The sequence below is a fragment of the Taklimakanibacter albus genome, assembly GCF_016595235.1.
Lineage (GTDB): Bacteria > Pseudomonadota > Alphaproteobacteria > Rhizobiales > Aestuariivirgaceae > Taklimakanibacter > Taklimakanibacter albus.
In genome coordinates this window covers 388440-407806 of the sequence record NZ_JAENHL010000008.1, presented here as the reverse complement: position 1 = coordinate 407806, position 19367 = coordinate 388440, and the positions used below count along the sequence as shown (strand labels likewise).

Annotated in this window: 16 protein-coding genes; 14 read left to right on the top strand and 2 right to left on the bottom strand. The window is 61.1% G+C overall.

The window, feature by feature from the left end:
• Position 1: 1 nt before the first annotated feature.
• A complete protein-coding gene (locus tag JHL16_RS24825; protein ID WP_200187585.1) occupies positions 2 to 1021 on the bottom strand; it encodes an NAD-dependent epimerase in 1020 nt (339 codons plus the stop codon).
• Positions 1022 to 1023: 2 nt separating this feature from the next.
• Positions 1024 to 2298 (bottom strand): nucleotide sugar dehydrogenase, encoded by a 1275-nt coding sequence (locus JHL16_RS24820; RefSeq protein ID WP_246771161.1) that lies wholly within the window; start codon positions 2296 to 2298, stop codon positions 1024 to 1026.
• Positions 2299 to 3040: 742 nt separating this feature from the next.
• Between JHL16_RS24820 and JHL16_RS24815 the strand changes: the two genes are divergently transcribed.
• The 14 genes from JHL16_RS24815 (at position 3041) to JHL16_RS24750 (ending at position 19360) form a co-directional block, all read left to right on the top strand.
• Complete coding sequence (locus JHL16_RS24815) at positions 3041 to 4294, top strand: sugar transferase (protein ID WP_348647280.1); 1254 nt, start codon at positions 3041 to 3043, stop codon at positions 4292 to 4294.
• A 285-nt stretch (positions 4295 to 4579) separates the two neighbouring features.
• The gene (locus tag JHL16_RS24810) at positions 4580 to 5029 is read left to right on the top strand and encodes a hypothetical protein (RefSeq protein ID WP_200187582.1); all 450 of its coding nucleotides are present in this window, start codon (positions 4580 to 4582) and stop codon (positions 5027 to 5029) included.
• Positions 5030 to 5389: 360 nt separating this feature from the next.
• Positions 5390 to 6190, top strand: a complete 801-nt coding sequence (locus JHL16_RS24805; RefSeq protein ID WP_200187581.1) for a tyrosine-protein phosphatase — start codon at positions 5390 to 5392, stop codon at positions 6188 to 6190.
• Between the two features lie 17 nt (positions 6191 to 6207).
• Positions 6208 to 6990: a polysaccharide biosynthesis/export family protein gene (locus tag JHL16_RS24800; RefSeq protein ID WP_200187580.1), complete on the top strand. Its 783-nt coding sequence runs from the start codon at positions 6208 to 6210 to the stop codon at positions 6988 to 6990.
• A 99-nt stretch (positions 6991 to 7089) separates the two neighbouring features.
• On the top strand, positions 7090 to 9309 hold the full coding sequence (locus tag JHL16_RS24795) for a polysaccharide biosynthesis tyrosine autokinase (RefSeq protein ID WP_200187579.1): 2220 nt from the start codon (positions 7090 to 7092) through the stop codon (positions 9307 to 9309).
• Positions 9310 to 9960 carry a J domain-containing protein gene (locus JHL16_RS24790; protein WP_200187578.1) on the top strand — a complete coding sequence of 217 codons (651 nt, stop codon included), beginning with the start codon at positions 9310 to 9312 and terminating at the stop codon, positions 9958 to 9960. It abuts the gene before it with no gap.
• A gap of 31 nt (positions 9961 to 9991) precedes the next feature.
• On the top strand, positions 9992 to 11155 hold the full coding sequence (locus tag JHL16_RS24785) for a hypothetical protein (protein ID WP_200187577.1): 1164 nt from the start codon (positions 9992 to 9994) through the stop codon (positions 11153 to 11155).
• 13 nt (positions 11156 to 11168) lie between these two features.
• Positions 11169 to 12707, top strand: a complete 1539-nt coding sequence (locus tag JHL16_RS24780) for an O-antigen ligase family protein (RefSeq protein WP_200187576.1) — start codon at positions 11169 to 11171, stop codon at positions 12705 to 12707.
• A 3-nt stretch (positions 12708 to 12710) separates the two neighbouring features.
• On the top strand, positions 12711 to 13889 hold the full coding sequence (locus tag JHL16_RS24775; RefSeq protein WP_200187575.1) for a glycosyltransferase family 4 protein: 1179 nt from the start codon (positions 12711 to 12713) through the stop codon (positions 13887 to 13889).
• Positions 13890 to 13938: 49 nt separating this feature from the next.
• The gene (locus tag JHL16_RS24770; protein ID WP_200187574.1) at positions 13939 to 14691 is read left to right on the top strand and encodes a methyltransferase domain-containing protein; all 753 of its coding nucleotides are present in this window, start codon (positions 13939 to 13941) and stop codon (positions 14689 to 14691) included.
• Between the two features lies 1 nt (position 14692).
• Positions 14693 to 15814 (top strand): glycosyltransferase, encoded by a 1122-nt coding sequence (locus JHL16_RS24765; RefSeq protein WP_348647279.1) that lies wholly within the window; start codon positions 14693 to 14695, stop codon positions 15812 to 15814.
• Positions 15811 to 17184 (top strand): hypothetical protein, encoded by a 1374-nt coding sequence (locus tag JHL16_RS24760; protein ID WP_200187572.1) that lies wholly within the window; start codon positions 15811 to 15813, stop codon positions 17182 to 17184. The genes JHL16_RS24765 and JHL16_RS24760 overlap by 4 nt, the downstream gene beginning before the upstream one ends.
• On the top strand, positions 17184 to 18017 hold the full coding sequence (locus tag JHL16_RS24755; RefSeq protein ID WP_200187571.1) for a glycosyltransferase: 834 nt from the start codon (positions 17184 to 17186) through the stop codon (positions 18015 to 18017). The genes JHL16_RS24760 and JHL16_RS24755 overlap by 1 nt, the downstream gene beginning before the upstream one ends.
• Positions 18014 to 19360: a lipopolysaccharide biosynthesis protein gene (locus JHL16_RS24750; protein ID WP_200187570.1), complete on the top strand. Its 1347-nt coding sequence runs from the start codon at positions 18014 to 18016 to the stop codon at positions 19358 to 19360. The genes JHL16_RS24755 and JHL16_RS24750 overlap by 4 nt, the downstream gene beginning before the upstream one ends.
• Positions 19361 to 19367 lie beyond the last annotated feature (7 nt).

The window sequence follows — 19367 nt, the reverse complement described above, 5'->3', positions numbered from 1 at the left end:
GTCAGACCTGATAATAATCCCGATACCACTCGACGAATTTCCGCACCCCTTCGCGGACCGGCGTGGCCGGCTTGTAGCCGACTGCCTTGATAAGCGCCGACACGTCGGCGGAGGTATCGGGCACGTCGCCCGCCTGCAAGGGTTGATAGTTCAGCGTGGCCTTCATGCCCAGGGTGTCTTCGACCGCCCTGATATAGTCCATCAGCGCGACCGGCGCGCTGTTGCCGATATTGAAGACCCGGAACGGCGCATCGGACGTTGCCGGATCCGGGTCCATGGCGTCCCAGTCGGGATTGGGCGCGGCGATCTGGTCGGACACACGGACGACGCCCTCGACGATGTCGTCGACATAGGTGAAGTCGCGCGTATGCTTGCCGTGATTGAACACATTGATCGGCTCGCCCGCCAGAATGGCCTTGGTGAACAGGAAGAGCGCCATGTCCGGCCGCCCCCATGGTCCATAGACCGTGAAGAAACGCAGGCCCGTCGTCGGCAGCCGGAAGAGATTGCTGTAGGCATGCGCCATGAGCTCGTTCGCCCGCTTGGTCGCGGCATAGAGCTGGAGCGGGTGATCGACGCCTTCATGCTCCGAGAAGGGCAGCTTGCGGTTGGCGCCATAGACGCTGGAGGTCGAGGCGTAGGTCAGATGTGGCGTGCTGTGGTTGCGGCACGCCTCGAGGATGTTGAGGAAGGCGACGATATTCGAGCTGATATAGTCGTCCGGGTGGGTCAGGCTGTGCCTCACACCGGCCTGGGCCGCGAGATGGATCACCCGGTCGAAGCGCGTGGCGAACGCCTCCTTGACGGCGCTCTTGTCGGTCAGGTCGGCGCGGATGAAACGCCAGCTGCCCTGCGCCGTGGCGGCCGACTTCTCGAGCAGGGAAAGCCGCTTTTCCTTGAGCGAGGGGTCGTAATAGCTGTTGACCATATCGAAGCCGACGACCTCGTCGCCGCGTTCGATGAGCCTTTGGGCGGTATGGAAGCCGATGAAGCCGGCGGCGCCGGTCACGAGAACTTTCATGATTACAGCCGACCGTCGCTTTCATGTTTGGCGAAGACGCCCTTGACGTCGAACAGGACCGCGCCGGGCCGCCCCAGCGCGCGAATGGCCTTGGCGCCGAGCTCGATGAACTCTCGGTGGGCAACGGCCACCACGATCGCGTCATATCCTCCGCTGCCGGGCATGCTTCTCTTGATCTCTATTCCGTTTGTCTTGTCCCGCGGGTCGACTTGCGGGTCCCAGACATCGATGATGGCATTGTATTCATACAAGGTCTTGATGACATCAAAAACCTTGGAATTCCGCAGATCCGGACAGTTCTCCTTGAAGGTGGCGCCCAGAATGAGGATGCGCGAACCGACGACCGGAAAGCCTTTCGCCATCATGATCCGGGCGACACGGTCGGCGACATAAGACCCCATCGAGTCATTTATCCGCCGCCCCGCGAGGATGACCTCCGGATGGTAGCCGACCTCTTGCGCGCGATGGGTGAGGTAATAGGGATCGACGCTGATGCAGTGGCCGCCGACCAAGCCGGGTGAGAAGGGCAGGAAATTCCACTTCGTCCGGGCCGCGGCCAGGATCTCGTTGGTATCGAGGCCGAGCCGGTGAAAGATGATGGCCAGCTCGTTCATCAGTGCGATGTTCAGGTCGCGCTGGGTGTTCTCGATCACCTTTGCCGCTTCGGCCACTTCGATGGAGGCCGCCTTGTGCGTGCCGGCCGTGACGATGGAGCGGTAAAGGTCGTCCACGGCGCTCGCCGCTTCGGGGGTCGAGCCGCTCGTCACTTTGACGATGGTCGTGAGCTTGTGCGCCCGGTCGCCGGGATTGATGCGTTCCGGGCTGTAGCCGACGAAGAAGTCCTTGTTGAAGACGAGACCCGAGGCGCGTTCGAGCAGCGGCACGCAGAAATTCCGGGTGCAACCGGGATAGACGGTCGACTCATATATGACGAGGGCGCCGCGCGGCATGACGCTGCCCACCAGCTCCGACGCCTTGCGCAGAAGTTCGAGATCGGGGCGGTTGGCGCTGTCTATGGGCGTGGGGACCGCGACGATGAAGATTTCGCAGCTTTTCAGGTCGTCGGGATTGGACGTATAGGTGAGCTGACGGGCGTCCTTCAGGTCATTGCTCTCGACTTCGCGCGTATTGTCGTGTCCGGCGCGCAGCTCTTCCGTGCGTTGCGGCTTGATATCGAAGCCGATGACCGGACGCCGTTTGCCGAATTCGACGGCGAGCGGCAGGCCGACATAGCCAAGTCCGATGACGGCTACGAGTTTATTGGAGTCATCTGTCATGGTGGGCGCTTTCGATTGGCCGTTCAAGGAATGTGTCATATTGCGACACGCACGCGGCTGCAGCTGAATTCATTGTTCAGGGGCTCTCTCATGATTCCTGCAAAGGGACTCGGAAAAATCAGGGCCAGCACTCCTATCTCACGGAACTCTGACGGGCAACGCATAACCCGACAGGCTTCGCGTGCGACGCAGGGGCATCGTTGCGGGATACCGCAGGGTCATTCTCCTGTGCATGATATTGACGCTGAAGATCCAACGTACTCGGAGCATTGAATCGTCCGATGAGTGCAATCGTGCAACACTGTTCAGGATTGGAACACATTGATAAGTGTTTGCGGTCTTGTGCAAGAGGCCGTGTGTTGTTAGTGTGCGCGTCATTGGGATGGTGTCGCTTATCGGCAAATTCGATTTATCGAAGCGTCGATGGTTGTTCGTGAATGGCAATGACATGCGGAATCCCGAGCTTGGGGCGCTCCCTCACAAATCTCATTCTCGCTGCTGTGTAGCTCAGCCAACTTCCAGTTGTCGAGCAGGTCCGTTGTTGGGCCTAGGGTGCGCCCGATCCCGCTTCGCCGGCCACTGAGAAGTTGCTGCGGAGGCCAGTGGCTTCTTGCGGCGAAGTGAAGTCCAGGCGGCTCCGCGGAGCCGCAAAACATAAGGACGATAGTCACTTATGACGAATCCGATCGGCAGAGTCAGCCGCCAAATTCCGATCCCATCCAGTGGCTTCGGGGAGCGTGCGGTGTCGATATTTCAGTATGGCCGCCGTCTGCGCGTTCAGCTTGTGGGGGCGATTATTTTCGCGGTTTGCGTGCCGGCGGTCCTCAGATTTGCGCCCGCGAGCTCGGAATTGCTGGGCTCGGCGACGGCGAGCACGCTCCAGAATGCGGTTCTCGGCACGCTGATCGCCGTCCTGGCGGGGATCGTCCTGCTTCGCCAGTTCGTCGCATTTCCGGGCGTCAGCGCGTCCAACTACATCATTCCCTCCTTCGTCAGCAGCTACGGCGCTATTGCCCTGGTCTTCTTCTTCCTGCGCCTCGACTATTCCCGCTATCAGTTCATCGTCAGCTTCGCCGCGGCGATCACCTGGTTCTATTTCATCTATTTCCTGACGAGCCGCCTCGCTCAACCACGTCTCGCGATCATACCGGGCGGCGAGGACGACAGGCTGTTCGAGATCGAAGGCGCCGAATGGGCGCGGCTGAAGGAGCCGACGGAGAACTTCCAGCAATTCGACGGGGTCGTGGCGGATTTGCGCGCTGACCTGCCGTCTCATTGGGAGCGTTTCATTGCCGCCAGCGTATTGGCCGGATGGCCGGTGTTCCACGTCAAGCAAGTCATGGAGTCGCTGACGGGCCGGGTATCGATCGAGCATCTGTCCGAGAATAGCTTCGGCTCGGTGCTTCCTTCATTGCTCTACTTGCGATTGAAGCGCCTGGTGGATTGCGCGGCTGCGGCGGTTCTCCTGCCCATCATCCTTCCGGTCATCGCGCTCTCCGCGCTGATGGTGAAGATCGATTCGAAGGGGCCGATGTTTTTCCTGCAGCAGCGTATGGGATATCGCGGCAGAATGTTCACGATGATCAAGCTGCGTTCGATGCGCATCGACATGCCGGCGGACCAGCTCTTCACCGCGGCAAACGATCCGCGCATCACAACCTTGGGTCGGTTTTTCCGCAAATACCGGATCGACGAGCTGCCTCAGATCTTCAATGTGCTTAAAGGCGACATGAGCTGGATCGGGCCGCGGCCGGAGGCGGTGAAGCTGGCGAGCTGGTACGAGGAGAGCATACCATTCTACGCCTATCGGCACGCCGTGCGCCCCGGAATCACCGGCTGGGCGCAGGTCAGTCAGGGCAACGTGGCAGAGATCGAGGCCGCCACGACGAAGCTCCAGTATGACTTTTACTACATCAAGTACTTCTCTCCGTGGCTCGATCTGCTGATCGTGCTCCGGACGATCAAGACCATTCTGACGGGCTTCGGGTCACGATGAACGTTCTGCGCGAAAGGAAAGATCGACACGCATGGAGGTTTCAGTGCTGAGACCGAATATTCATTAAAAATCGTCCAATCTGATGAGTAGCTCAAAGGCGACATGAGCGCGTGAGGGTCGGTGGACGTAAGGTTAAACTGGGTTGTTTTGGTGCAACATTCTGGAGGTGACGCAACGACTAAGTATCAAAAGCAAGTTGGAGTTTATAGGTGACTCGGATATACTCTCGGCCGGACGGCGGAGCTGGGGGTGTGTCGGCCACCTCTCATATCCGGAGGGAATAGAGTGCGGAATTACGTCACAGTGTTGTCTGTTCTGGGGGCTTGTGCCTTTCTGGCAGGCGGAGTTGAAGCGGCTTCTCCCGTCGCTCAGCTCAGCAATGTCGAAGGCAAGGTTTATGTGAATAAGGGCGACGGCTTCACGCCTGTGAAAGGCACCGTCGAATTGTCGAAGGGTGACCGTATCATGGTCGGAGAGAAGGGGTCGGCTTCGATTGGCTACTACCTCGCCGGTTGCGATGTGATGCTGACATCGTCGTCCATGACGACCATTTCGGAAAAGGCGCCCTGCAAGGGCAGCTCGACATTGTCCACGCAGGGCTTGGTGTCCGGCGCGGGCGGGATGGGTATCGGTCCGCTCGTGCCCGCCGTCGGTGTTGCGACAATGGTCGGTCTGGGTACGTCTGTAGCGACGAGCAGCAATGACAGAAATAACGACAACGGCCAGAGCCCCTGAACCGGCGGCTCGGCTGGTGGCCGTGTTGCTATTTGGCGGCTGATACGTACAGCGCCGGCTTCGTGTATTCGACATATAGCCTTTGATGCGGCCAAGACCCTCGGCTTGCGAAGTGTGGACTGCGCTTCGTGGCCTGAGTGTTGTTTCGCCTAGCGCGGGATGCGAAAAAGTGGATGCCGGTTTTTCGCGAGAATCCCGCGCTCATATGAGTATCGATCACGTTTATGAATTTGGATCGATTCGATCCAAATTCATCGTGATCTAGTGGTGAAGAAAGCCGGGATTGACCCAGACTTGGAAGCAGAAGAGCACGTCCGTAATGTTGCGCGCGAGTCCTCCGGATGAAGGCTGGGGGAACTCATGATTGATCTTCATTGTCACATCCTGCCGGGGATCGACGATGGTGCGCCGGATCTGGGGACGGCACTGGACATGGCGAGAATGGCGGTGGAGGACGGAATAACCGTCACCGCCTGCACGCCGCACATAATGCCGGGCGTCTACGACAATGTTCCGTCCTCGATCAGATATCGGGTGGAGCTTCTGCGGCAGGCTCTGCAGGAGGCGGGAATTCCTCTCGATCTCGTAGCCGGGTCGGACGCCCATATGCGCCCAGATTTTGCCGCGGCAATCAGGGAAGACCGAATTCTGACGCTCGACAACTCGCGTTATGTGCTGTTTGAGCCCCCGCACAACTTGGCGCCGTTGCGGCTCGAGGAGTGTTTGTTCGACATACAGCTGGCGGGTTATGTGCCGGTGCTGACGCATCCCGAACGGCTTTTGTGGATCGAGCGGCAATATGCCTTGATCGCCCATCTCGCCCAGGCGGGGGTCTGGATGCAGATCACCGCCGGCTCGCTCACCGGCGCGATGGGGAAACGGCCGCAATATTGGGCGGAGCGCATGTTGAGTGAAGGGCTGGTGCATATTCTGGCCAGCGACGCTCACAATTGCACCACGCGTCCGCCGATGCTCTCGCAGGCCCGCGCGGTGGCGGCCCAGCTCGTAGGCGCCGAAGAGGCCACGCATCTGCTCGTTACACGCCCTCTGGGCATCGTGAACAATGTTGACCCGGCAACCTTGCCGGCTTCGGCGGCGGTCCCGCGCGTGCCGGAACGAGCCTCTCTGTGGCAGCGCGTCGTCAATGTGGTGAGAGCATGATGGGGAGGATTCCGCCCATGTCCCTTCGTTCACTGATCGTCGCGATTGCCGTGACATTCGCGCTCGCCGGATGTTCCGGTGGTCCAAAGCTCGGTGAGCGGACAACGACCACTTCCACAAGAAATGCGAGTTTCGACGGCAAGAACCCCGCCGTGCTGCAAGGCGCGGCCGCGTCAAGCGCGGAAGCGGTATTCTCGGGAGCGGCCATCAAGACGGCTGGCAGCAATGTCGTGCCGCCGCCGGAAGATTATCGCATCTCGCCGCTCGATGTGATCGAGGTGTCGGTCTTCCAGGTGGATGAACTGACCCGAACCGTTCAGGTCAATTCGCAGGGGCTCATCTCGCTGCCGCTCATCGGCGCCATCAAGGCGGGAGGCAAGACGGGGACGGAGCTCGAAAGCGAGGTCGCCCGCAAGCTCGAGGCCAAATATCTCCAGTCGCCCCAGGTGCAGGTCTATGTGAAGGAATATACGAGCCAGCGCGTCACCGTCGATGGCGCCGTCAGAAAGCCTGGGATCTTTGCCTCCACCGGCCGCCTTTCCTTGCTGCAGGCCATCGCTTTGGCGGAAGGCCTTAATGAAGTGGCCGATTCCAGCGGCGTCATCGTCTTCCGCACGATCGACAATCGGCGCATGGCCGCGCGCTTCGACCTGACCGCTATCAGAAAGGGGCAGTCCGATGATCCCATGTTGCGCGCCGGAGACGTCGTCATGGTCGATGAATCGAAAGCGCGGACGACTTTCCGAGATGTCAAATCGGCGCTGTCGATTCCCGGCCTGTTCACCCTGTTGGCGCTTTAGGACGTAGTTCCATTGGACCCTTCGTAGATGTTACCCAGCAATTCCACCTTGCCTGATGCGCGTGACCCTCATTTGCCAGCGACCGCGGCGGGGCGGGCAGTGGGGTATCTCCGCACACCCGGTTATCCGGGCTATCCGGAGCTGGTCGACGGAGCGGACGCTGAAGGATTCGATTTTCGCAAATATCTGCGGATTCTCCATAAGCATCGGTGGGTGATCGCCGGATGTATCGGCACATCCGTGCTTTTGAGCCTGATCGCCACCTTTCTGATGACGCCCATCTATCAGGCGACCGCGACGCTGCAGATCGATCGAGAGGTCGCCAATGTCGTGCAGGTGGAGGGTCTCCAGACCTCGGAGAATGTGGGCGACCCGCAATTCTATCAGACGCAATACGAGCTCCTGCAGAGCCGCGCCCTTGCCGAAAGGGCGGTCGCCGCCATCGGCCTGGCCGATGATCCGAAATTCGTGGTCAAGGCGCCCCAATCGGTCCTGGGATGGTTGCGCTCCGCCGTCTTCAGCTCGGCCAAAGCGGCATCCGAGGACGGCGAGGCGTCGGTGGAGAAGGCCCAGAAGGACGCCATTGACGCCCTGCAGCGCGGGCTCGCGGTTTCTCCCATCCGCAATTCGAGGCTTGTGAAGGTCACCTTCAGCCACCCTAATGCCGACATGGCTTTGCGGGTGGCGAACGGCCTGGCGGAAGCCTTCATCGCCTCCAATCTCGAGCGCAAATACGACGCCTCGTCCTATGCCCGGAAATTTCTGGAGGAACGGCTGCAGCAGCTCAAGGTGAAGCTGGAGGAATCCGAGGCTCAGCTTGTGGCCTATGCGCAGAAGCAAGGGATCATCAATCTCGACGACCGTCAGAGCCTGAAAGGCAACGATCTGGCGAGTATCAACGCGAAGCTCCAGGATGCGCGCAATGATCGCATTCGTCTGGAACAGCTGTGGCTGCAGGCCCAAAAGGCGGGCGGGCTGGGGCTGACGCAGATCCTCGGGGATCCGACGATTCAGGAAAACCGGAAACTTCGTTCGCAGCTCGCCGCCGACTATCAGCAGAAGCTCGGGCTGTACAAGCCGGCCTTTCCCGCCATGGTTCGTCTGAAGGCGCAGATTCAGGAGCTGGATGATCAGGCCAAGCTGGCCGCCGGTGCGATCAAGGCATCGATCCAGGCACAATTCGAGGCGGCGAAAAGCGCCGAGGCCGAGCTCGCGCAGCAGCTCGAGGCAACGAAGACCGACGTTCTCGATCAACGCAGCAGGAGCATCCAATACAATATCCTGCAGCGCGAGGTGGACACCAACCGCACGCTCTATGACGGGCTTCTGCAGCGTTATAAGGAAATCGGCGTCGCCGGCGGCGTCGGCACGAACAATATTTCGGTTGTCGACCGGGCCGAGCGCCCCAGTATTCCCTCATCGCCGAAATTGCTGGTCAACATGATGATGGCGCTCGTGGCCGGGACGGCGCTGGGCGTCGCCGGTGCCTTCGGCCTCGAATTCACCGACGATACGTTCAAATCGCCGGAGGACGTCGAGAGTGGTCTGGCCATGCCGGTGGTGGGCGTCATCCCCAAGCCGAAATCGGGCATCACGGTATCGGAGGCGGCCCAGGATGCACGCTCCGGCATGTCCGAAGCCTATCGATCGTTGCGGACCGCGCTCCAGTTCGCCAGCGCCGAGGGCTTCCCGCGCACCCTTGTGGTGACGAGCTCGCGTCCGTCGGAGGGCAAGAGCACCACCTGTGTAAGCCTGGCGACGACGCTGACCCAGATCGGCATGAAGGTGCTGCTCGTCGATGCGGATCTGCGTAATCCGTCGCTGCACAAGCATCTCGCCCTCACCAATGAAGTCGGCTTGAGCAATTATCTGGCCGGCGCCAAGCTTCCACAGGAGGTGGCGCAGGATACGCGAACCAATCACCTGACCTTCATCTCGGCCGGGCCTCTGCCGCCCAATCCGGCCGAGCTGCTTGCCGGATCCCGGTTCACGTCGCTATTGGGCCTGGCGACGGAATCCTTCGACGTGGTCATCGTCGACAGCCCCCCGATCATGGGACTTGCCGATGCGCCGTTGCTTGCCGGCGTCGTGTCGGGAACCTTGCTCGTCGTGGCCGCGAATGAGACGCGCCGCGAAGCGGCGAAAGTGGCCGTCAAGCGCCTGCATTTCGCGCGCGCCTCGATCATCGGCGCGGTGTTGAGCAAGTTCGACACGGCGCAGGTGGGTTACGGCTATGGCTATGGTTATGGCGATTACGACTATCAGGGTTCTGCCGACCCGGACGTGCCGAAATTAGCGCGCAGCTCCGCAGAGGGATGATTGTCACATACGCGGCCAGCCATCGAGATCGCACTCGACCTCAAGGCCATGCCGAAGCTGGCCAAGGTCGTTCGCCGGCGTCCATTGCCCCCGTTGGTCACGCCTCTCATTCGCGTCGCCGCCGGCTCGCGGGAGCTGGCCCAGGGATATGCGGCCCAATATGGCTTCTCGGAAGGTTATATCCGCGAGGCCTGCATCTTCTTTCTGCTCGAGGCGGTTCTCTTTACCGGCGCCGACAGCCACAGGACCTTGGGGCTGGAGCAAAATGCGTCACCCGAGGAGATCAGGGAGCACAAACGTTGGCTCCTGATGTGGCTGCATCCCGACCGCAACAACAATCGATGGGAGACGGCGCTGTTTCAGCGGGTCGTGCGTTCCGCCAAGGCGGTCGCCGAGCCGCGCTCGGCCGCTACACTAAGCTCACCACCCAAGAAGCAGCGTGTCCTGAGCCAGCGCCGGAAGATCCGACCGCGCCGTCAGGCCAGGCCCGCGCCGCTCACTCTGCGTATCCCGAAAGCAGTCAAGCTCGCCATGCTTCTGCTCCTGCTCGCCGGTGCGCTTCTGGTTCAGGTCACCGTCTTCACGGGCGTGCTCCAGGCGCATCGCTGGTTCACGAACATTTTGTGGTGGTTGAACGCCGGTGAGAGCTGACGAGCAAAATGATGATGTGCCGAGGGGCATCATGCGCGTGAAGGAGCTCGGGCTATCTGCCGTCATGGGCGCGATCCTGCTCGCCGTGGCGGGAATCATCATCGGCTTCGATGCCTCGAATGCCGATATCGCGCGTCCCCCGTCGAGCGAGGCCCCTGCGACGGCCTTGGATCCGATCGCCGCAAAAGCGCAATTTGCGCGAGATCCCCTCGATCGTTACGCGGTGTATTCGCTCTTTCAGGACACGACGAACGACTCGAACGAAGCGCAGCGGCTGCTGGACCTAGCCGCCGCCCGCTCGCTCCGGGACGGCACGATTCAGTCCGCCCTGATCGATCGCCTGATCAAGAACGGCGGTTATGCCGAGGCGATCTACCGCCTTGATGGTCTCATGCGGGCACGACCGGGCTTCCGACCGGGACTGAGCGAGGCGTTGGCCCAGTTCGCGCAAATCCCAGAGAGCCGGCAGGCCCTGATCGATGTCTTGGCCGTCGATCCACCCTGGCGAAAAGCCTTTCTCAGCTCCTTGGCGGCATCAAAGCAGGATCTGGCGATGGTCGCCGGCGTCTTCATCGGGTTGCGCTCGACGGAGACTCCACCGCGTATGCCGGAATTGCGCCCGCTCTTCGATCGCATGGTATCCAGCGGCGGCGCCGCGGCCGCCTATTCTCTTTGGTTGAGTTTCCTGACCGAGGATCAGCTGGCGCGCGTCGGTTATGTCTATGATGGTGAGTTCGAGGCGGAGCGCACGGAAACACCCTTCGATTGGACGATAAAGCCGGCCTTGAACGTGAAGGCCAGGACGCTGGTGAGCACGCAGACGAGCCGGGGCAGGGTGCTCGAAATATCCTTCGCCAATTCACAAGTTGCCTATGGGAATGTCTATCAGTCGCTTCTCATCCCACCCGGTCATTATGTCCTGGCCGGTGACTACAAGACGATCAGGCTCGAAACCGAGCGGGGGCTTGCCTGGCGGCTTTATTGCGCCGGCACGCCGTCGCAAGCCCTGGCGCAAGGCCCGTCCATGAACGGCACCAGTGACTGGACCAGTTTCGAGGTTCGCTTCGCCGTGCCGGAGACCGGCTGTGAGTCGCAAACGCTCAAGCTCGAGCTCATTGCCAAGGCCTATCTCGATCGCAAGGCCTCCGGAACGCTCTGGGCCGATGGCATCGAGGTCAGGCGCGACGATCAATGATCATGGAGAGCCAATGACGATTGATCAGAGGGCGGCATCGGGAGCCGAGGCCTACCCGGCCGGCATTGAGCGTCAGCTGTGGGTATGCTGCACCCTGGCGTTTCTGGTCGTCGTGTTGGGGGTGGGCGGGACACCCCGATATGGTTCCTATGGCGATACCCTTCTGGAGCTGGCCAGCCTGCCGATCATCTTCATTGCGGCGCTTCACCTCGCGAGACAGAAACCCCTGAGCATCGGAAGGATCGTTGCCTTCGCTTTATGCGGTGCGATTCTCCTGCTCCCGCTGCTGCAGCTCATTCCCTTGCCGCCGGTCATTTGGACGTCATTCCCCGGCAGGGAGTTTGTGGTGGAGACGTTCAGCGCGGCCGGTATTGACGCCCCGTGGATGGCGTTGAGCCTCAGCCCTCCGGCGACCCTTCGCACCTTCCTCTCGCTCTTCCCGCCTCTCGCCATGTTCCTTGCCACGCTGACGCTGACCCACCAGGAGCGACGGCTCGCCACCTTGATCATCATCGCCTTCGGCATTGTCAGCGTGGTGCTCGGCCTCGGCCAGATCGCCGGCGGTCCGGCAAGCTCCTTGCGCATCTACGAGGTCACCAACAACTATTCGGCCGTCGGGTTCTTCGCCAATCGCAACCACTACGCCGCCTTGCTCTACAGCGTGATGCCCATAACGGCCGCCTGGATGATTCACCTCGTTCAGACGCAAGGGGTGCAGAAATGGACGAGCGTGGCGATGACCATCGTCATTTACAGCTCGTTGATCCTCGGCCTTGGCATAGCCACGTCGCGGGCCGGGATCGTCCTGGCGATGCTGGCCATCCTTGCATCGCTGTCGCTTGCCTGGCGCCGGCCCGTGCAAGAGACGCGCGGCGGTGCGTCAAAGATCGTGTTCATCGCAGGGGCCGTCGGCGTCTTTGCCGTCCTCCAGTTTGGTCTGGCGGGAATTCTGTCGCGTCTCGACACTGATCCGCTGGAGGAGGGGAGGCTGGCCATTGCCCAGGTTACCTTGCGGGCGGCGGCTTCGGTATTTCCCACGGGCTCCGGGATTGGAAGCTTCGTCCCCTATTACGCCATGTTCGAAACCCCGAGGGAAATCGGGGTGAGCTACGTCAATCATGCGCATAATGACTGGCTGGAGCTCTGGCTGGAGGGCGGCGTGCCGGCGCTCCTGATTGTCGCGGCATTTCTCGCCTGGCTCGCGGTGAGCATAGGGCGCAGCTGGAAACCCGGGGAAAGTCTCGACTGGCTGCTCGCCCGGGCGGCGTCGATCTCGATCATCCTGCTCCTCCTCCATTCGCTCGTCGACTATCCGTTGCGCACCACCGCTCTCGCCGCGTTCTTTGCCTTCTGTTGCGCGTTGGTCCTCGATCTGCCGAAAGAGACTCCGCGTCGTTCAAGGCGGGTGCGCGCGCGTCGGCGCGAAGAGCCGAGCGTGCCGGAAATCGCACCACTCCCGGCCGCGGGGAGATCGGCATGGGGAGCAGCGGCAAGCCTCGCGGATGAGGAGGAAACGCGACCCTTTTCGACCAAGTCCGGGAGATTTCAATAGGCGATGCATATCCTGATCACCGTCAACGCGGCGTGGAACATATGGAACTTCCGGCGATCACTCGTCGAAGCGCTGCAGGCTGATGGTCATCGGATCACCATCCTGGCGCCCCACGACGACTCCGTTCCGTCGCTTCAGGCATCCGGTTGCCGGTTCATCCCTCTGGCAATGGACGTGAAGGGGCTCAATCCCGTCGCCGACTTCTGGCTGATGCGGCGGTTTGGCCGGCACTTCCGTTCCGAGCGCCCGGACGTCGTCCTCAGCTACACGGTCAAGAACAACCTGTTCGGCGCTCTGGCCGCTCGTCCATTGGGGCTTCCCTTCATTCCGAACATTACCGGGCTCGGAACCGCCTTTCTGTCGGGTGGCATTCTGCGGACCATCGCCGAAGGACTCTATCGCAAGGCCTTCAGGCATCCGGAGAGGGTGTTCTTCCAGAATGCCGACGACCGCGACTTTTTCATCCAGCGCAATTTGATCCGAACCGGCCAGGCCGAGCTTGTCCCCGGGTCGGGCATCGACCTTAGGTATTTCGATGTGGCGGCGTTCCCTGCCGAGGAGGAGCCTCCGATCTTCCTCATGATCGCCCGGCTCTTGCGGGACAAAGGGGTCGCGGAGTTCGTCGAGGCCGCCATCCGTGTCAAGTCGCGATGGCCGCAAGCGCGCTTTCAATTGCTGGGCGCTCTTGCGCCGGAGAACCGCGGTGCCATCGACCCCAATGTGGTGCGCGGCTGGCAGGCGGAAGGCACGATCGAATATCTCGGCCAGGCTTCGGATGTCCGGCCGCATATTGCCGCCGCATCCTGCGTCGTCCTCCCCTCCTATCGCGAGGGCGCCCCGCGGACGCTCATCGAAGCGGCGGCCATGGGGCGTCCGATCATCACGACGGATGTTCCAGGTTGCCGGTCCGTCATCGAGGATGGTGTGACGGGATATCTCTGCGCCGCGCGCAGCGCAGAGAGTCTCGCGCAAGCCTGTCTCAGATTCCTGGAGTTGGGCAATGGCGCGCGCGCCGACTTGGGGCGACGGGGGCGGGAGAAAATGAAACGAGAATTCGACCAGGCCATCGTGATCGCGGCGTATCGGAAAGTGCTGGCGAGCCTCGAGCACCGATTCTCGACTGATCGACTACCTGAAAAAAACTTGGGATCATCTGCCGATGTTATGGCGAACGTTTCTTAAAGCAAATCGCGCGGCGAGCTGCTGGATAGACAGCTTTCTGCCGGATCATGTGAGGCAGGACGGCAATCAGGCCTTCCTGAGAGACGTTCTGCCGCGCGCGCTGAGGGCCGACATCACCGTCTATGATTTGGGCGGCGGGTCCAGGCCTTGTGTGGATCGTGAGCTGAAGGACCGCCTTGGGCTGCGGCTGGTCGGGCTGGATGTCAGTGGCGAGGAGCTGGCCGCGGCGCCGGTGGGAACCTATGATCAGACCATCGTCGCTGACCTTTGCACCTTTACCGGAACCGCAGCGGCGGATTCCGTGATCTGCCAGGCCACCCTCGAACATGTGCCCGACACTGTCGGTGCCATAAGGGGGCTGGCGACATGCGTCAGGCCCGGTGGGGCGGTCTATCTCTTTGCGCCCTGCCGTAATGCCGCTTTTGCGCGGATCAATCTGATCCTCCCGGAGGGGTTGAAGCGTTTCCTGCTGTTCAGACTGTTTCCGGAAAAGGCGACGGGGCATGACGGCTTCAAGGCATTCTATGACCACTGCACCCCCGGACAGATAGAGGCCATCGCGCGGCGCAATGGGCTCGAAATAGAAGAGCGGCGGCTGTTCTGGACGAGCTCGTATTTCTTCATCTTCACGCCCGCTTATCTCTTGTGGCGCGCCTGGCAAGGTCTTTCCTACATGGTGCTTGGCAAGGATGCGGCTGAGTCTTTCGTCTATGTGTTGCGCAAGAGCCATGCCGTCGCCTTGGACAGCAAGGCCTTGCGGGTTAGCGGCAGGGCGGCGCAATTGACCGGGAGTGAAGCCTGATATGCCAAGCGTCCGGGGCGCCCTTATCCTGCTGCCGAGTGACCTCATGGGGGGCGCGGAGAGGATATTGCGCATGGTCGCGGCCCAGGCCGCGACGTCCGGACGCTTCAGCCAGGTCGACATCTGCGTCCTGTGCTGGGCCAGAACGGGAACCCTGGACGAGCTCGAAGCGCAGCCGAATGTCAGCTTGCGCTATTTTCATGCCAGAAACCTGATTCACGCTCTTCCGTTTTGTCTCGGAATTTTGAGGCGACATCGCTACGAGCTGGTCCTCAGCTCGAATACCTACATCAATGCGGTGTGCAGTATTCTGCGGAAGCTGCGCTGGCTCAAAGCCGACACCCTGATCAGCCGTGAATCCACGATAATATTCGACCGGAATTTTGGCTGGAAAGGGCGCGCCATCCGCGCCCTTTATCGCCTCTATGGCAATCAGGATCTCATCGTCTGCCAGACCGAACGGATGCGTCGGTCGGTTGACGAAAATACCGCCGGCCGTCTCAACGACAAGCTGAAGGTCATCTCCAATCCGGTCGATGTGGCCGCCATCCGCGCGGTGGCCGCGGCACCGCTGCCGGCGGCGGTAAGTCAACGCCTGCAGGCCCGCCCGCATATTGTGTGGTGCGGGCGCATGATCGATGTGAAGAATCCGATGCTGGCGATCGATACGCTGGCGCGGCTTCGTGGGCAATTTGGATTGATCATGATCGGTGATGGTCCCCTGTTGCCGGCGGTACAGGACTACGCCTCGTCATTGTCGCTGAGCGAGGATGTCATCTTCACGGGTAAGCTCGACAACCCGTTTCCCTATATGGCCGCGGCGGCGAAGGGGCTGCTGACCTCCCGCAAGGAGGGCTTTCCGAATGTCGTGAACGAAATGCTGGCCTGCGGCATCGGGCAGGTTGTGGTGACGGATTGCGCCGGTGATCTGGACCGATATCGCTGCGTTCACATCACGCCGCATGATGCTGACGCCTTGGCCCGCGCACTTGGTGTGCCAACCGGGGAGGACCTCCCGGCGAGACGGGACCATGATCGACGCGAGTTCCTGCGAACTGCGGATGTATTTCTGGACGCCATGCTGGACCGAGCGCGGGTTGCGGCGGAGGCCGTCGCGCGATGATCGGCTGGCTCCTCATTGCGGTCATCGCTCTGACGATCGCCGTTGCCTATAAGGGCCATGGCCCTTTTACCTTTGTCATGGCGGGACTGGGGGTGTTCTTCGTCTACAGCATACCCGCCATCCTGCAGCTCAAGACCTTGTTTTCATATGAGAGCAAGGATCTCCGATATCTGGCGGAAGCTGGGCCGGAGTCCGGCCTGGTCATGCTCACGGCATGGGCCACCGTCGCGGTCACCTTGCTGATCACAACGGGGTGGAAAAGCAGGCGCGCGCCGGCTTCCGCAATATCCGGCCAGCGGGGCAGGCCCTATTTGAATGCTCCCGGCATGACCAGGTTGCCCAACCGGCCTTCATTGAATGTCCCCGCCGCGGCGCGGCGAAGGCCTTCGGTGCAGGCCCCGGTTGCGAAGAACGACGCCGCCCGGATGCACCGTTTTGCGGTCGCCTCACTGATCCTCGGCATTTTGGGATATCTCTATCTCTCGGCGACCTCGGGATGGTTGTTTTTTCTCGACCAGCGCGAACTGCAGAATGACGGGCTTCTGACCCTTCTATGGAAATGGACCGTGCCTCTGGGAATAGTGGCGGCGACATTCTCCGGCAGCACCAAGACCCAGATGGGCCTGTTCATGCTTCTGGCCGTCCTGTTCCTGCGGGGTGACAGGACCATGCTCGGCATCACCATGGTGTCATTCGCCCTCGTATGGTCCTACGGGCGGAAGGATATTCGGACATTGTTCCGCCCGACCTTCATCGTCGCCGGCATTGTCCTGGTGTCACTGATCATTTTCGGAAAGGCCGTATATCTCAGCGCCAAGGCGGGTGACTTGTCCATTCTGATCGATGCGGTGCAGCCGGAGAATATGGCGACCGTCATCCTCGGATTTGAGCCTTTCGTCACCTACAACCACATCGACTTCGTCATCGACTCGAATCTGTCATTCTCGCTCACCGAGTTTGTTACGAGCCTCTTGGGACAATTTCTGGTCGCGCCATCGGTCTTTGGCATCGAGACCAATCTGTACAATCTGCGCGTGACGGAAATGCTGCCTTTCAACGTCACCTATGGTGTTGCGGGCAATTATTGGGCGCATGCCTGGGCTATCGGGGGCTTTCCGATGGTGGCGGTCTTCGCGGTCCTCTATGCGTCGGCGCTTGTATTCTGTGACCGGTATTACGAGCGCCTGTCGGGCGCCCCGAAGGTCTTCCTGGCCGTGACCGGCACGGTCATCGCGGTCTATACCTATCGGAATGGCCTCGACAACATGTTCTCCTTCTTCCGGCAAATCCTGATCATGGTGGTCGTCACTTGGGTGCTGGCCAGGCTGCTCGTCGTCTTTATGCGAAAACCATTGCGGCAGGTGGGCTAGTGACAGCGGCAGGCGAGATCATTCTGAGCATCTGCATTCCGACATACAATCGGCGCGAGCGCGTGGCGGCGTTGGTTCGTGACCTTCTGACCGTCCCGGGTGGATTTGAGATCTGTGTGCATGTCGATGGATCGACCGACGGCACGGTGGAGGAACTGGCGACGATCGCGAGCCCGCGGCTTGTGGTTTCCAGCAGCCCCAATGGCGGCCGGGCCAATGCGCTTCTCGAGGCATGCCGGCAGGCGCGCGGCCGCTTCATCATGATATTCGATGATGACGACACGATCAGCCACGACGGACTTCTGATCGCCCTGGGGGACTGCGCGCGCCCGCTTCCCGACGGTGCCGTCGGTTATGTCTATCATCTGATCGGCGAGCAGGGAGAGCGTATAGGCGATCCCTTCCCGATGATGCCCCGGTCGAATTTCCTGGCTTTGCGGGCTGACCACGGGGTGCGCGGCGACAAGAAGGAGATTGTGCTGGCCGATGCGCTCAAGGCGGCCCTCTATGATGGCCAGAGGCGTTTCAGGCGTGTGCCGACGTCGTTGATCTGGTCGCGGCTGGCCATTCGGTATGATGTGATCTGCCGCGACATCGTGCTTGGGCGCAAAGTGTATCTCACCGACGGGATGACCAATAATATAAGCAGGCTCAAGGCGCGTGACGCCTATCCCATGGCGCTGCTTTACGCGACTCATGTGCGCGCCTTTGTCCATGGGCGTTATCGGTCGCTGCGGTTTCTGGCCAAAGCTGTCGCGGGCGTTGCGGTCTATGGCGGGAGAGCCGCGATCGGCGCCCTGCGTTGCCTGGCTCCGGGCTCCATGAACGGATGAAGAAGCTTCTCGACAGGTTAGCGCCCCCCGGCTGGTTGCGTCAGCAACTGTTGAAGCTGGTGTCCGACTCGGCGCTTGTGTCGCTGGGCGGCGGCATCGCGGCTGTCTTCGGCCTCATCGCTTTCGCCATATCGACCCGGATTGTCTCCCCCTCCGAGCTGGGCGCGATGCTGCTGGCGCAATCGACGATGTTTCTCGTTGGTCGCATATTCGGGCTCCAGGGCTGGAACGCCTTCACCCGCTTCGGAAGCGAGCACATCACCAAGCAGGAGGATCTCGAATTCCGGCAGGCATTGGGCCGCTCGTTCGTTCTGGACGCCATCGGGATCAGCGTTGCTGTCGTCGCCAGTCTACTGACGATCTGGGTGAACGGATATTATGAGCTGGTTCAGGCGCCGCCCTGGTTATTGCTGCTCTTCGCCGCCGTGCATCTGGCGAAGTTCGGAGGGACGGCCTCGGCGGTTCTCCGCATATTCTCGATAACCGGCCCGCTCGCCTGGCCGCCGGTATATCTGAGCATCGTGAAGGCGGTGGCGCTCCTGATCGTGCTGTATCTGAGCGGGAGCTTGTTCTGGGTCGCGGTGATATGGGCCGCGCATCAGTTCCTGATGACGGCATGGCCGGCCATCCGGTGTTTTCGCGAATTGTCGGCACGCCGGCTGCTGCCGACATTCACCTCATGGGGCGCCGGCCGGTTCTGGCAGTCGTTCCGCTTCGCGGTCACGACTCATTTTGCGTCTCTATCCAGCTCATTGCAGGAATTCGACACCATCGTCGTCGGTTATGTCATGAACAGTGAGAGTGTCGCGATATACAGATTGGCCAAGGATACGACGCTGAAGCTGATCAGACTGCTCGCGGTGCTGACGCAGCTTGCCTATCCGGTCTTTGCGCAGCTGCGCTTTTCGGGAGACGGCATGTTGCGCCGCTTCGGGCTGAGATTCCTTTTGGTGTCCTTCGCCATCGGAACCGTGCTCGCGGCCGCCATGGCGGTCGGCATGGTCATTGTCATCCCCCTGGCCTTTGCCCCCGAATATTCGGTGGCCCTTTTGCCCGCCCTTATCTTCTGCGCGGCGCTCCCGTTCGAGATCGTGGTGAGGACGGGCATGCCGGTGCTGTATTCGGCCGATCGTGCCACCTTCGCTTTGCTGATCAGCAGTGTGGCGGGCTTGGCCTACCTGGTGCTGATAGCTCTGGCATCGACGACAGGGTACATTGCCCTCGTGGCGCTCGCTTATCTCTGTTGCAGCGTCGGTGTCGCCATCTGCCTCTGCATCATCGTGTGGCGCATGCAGGAGCCGGGCCGCGCTGTGGTGGAAGCGGAGGCGTCCGGCCGCGAGTGAGGGACCG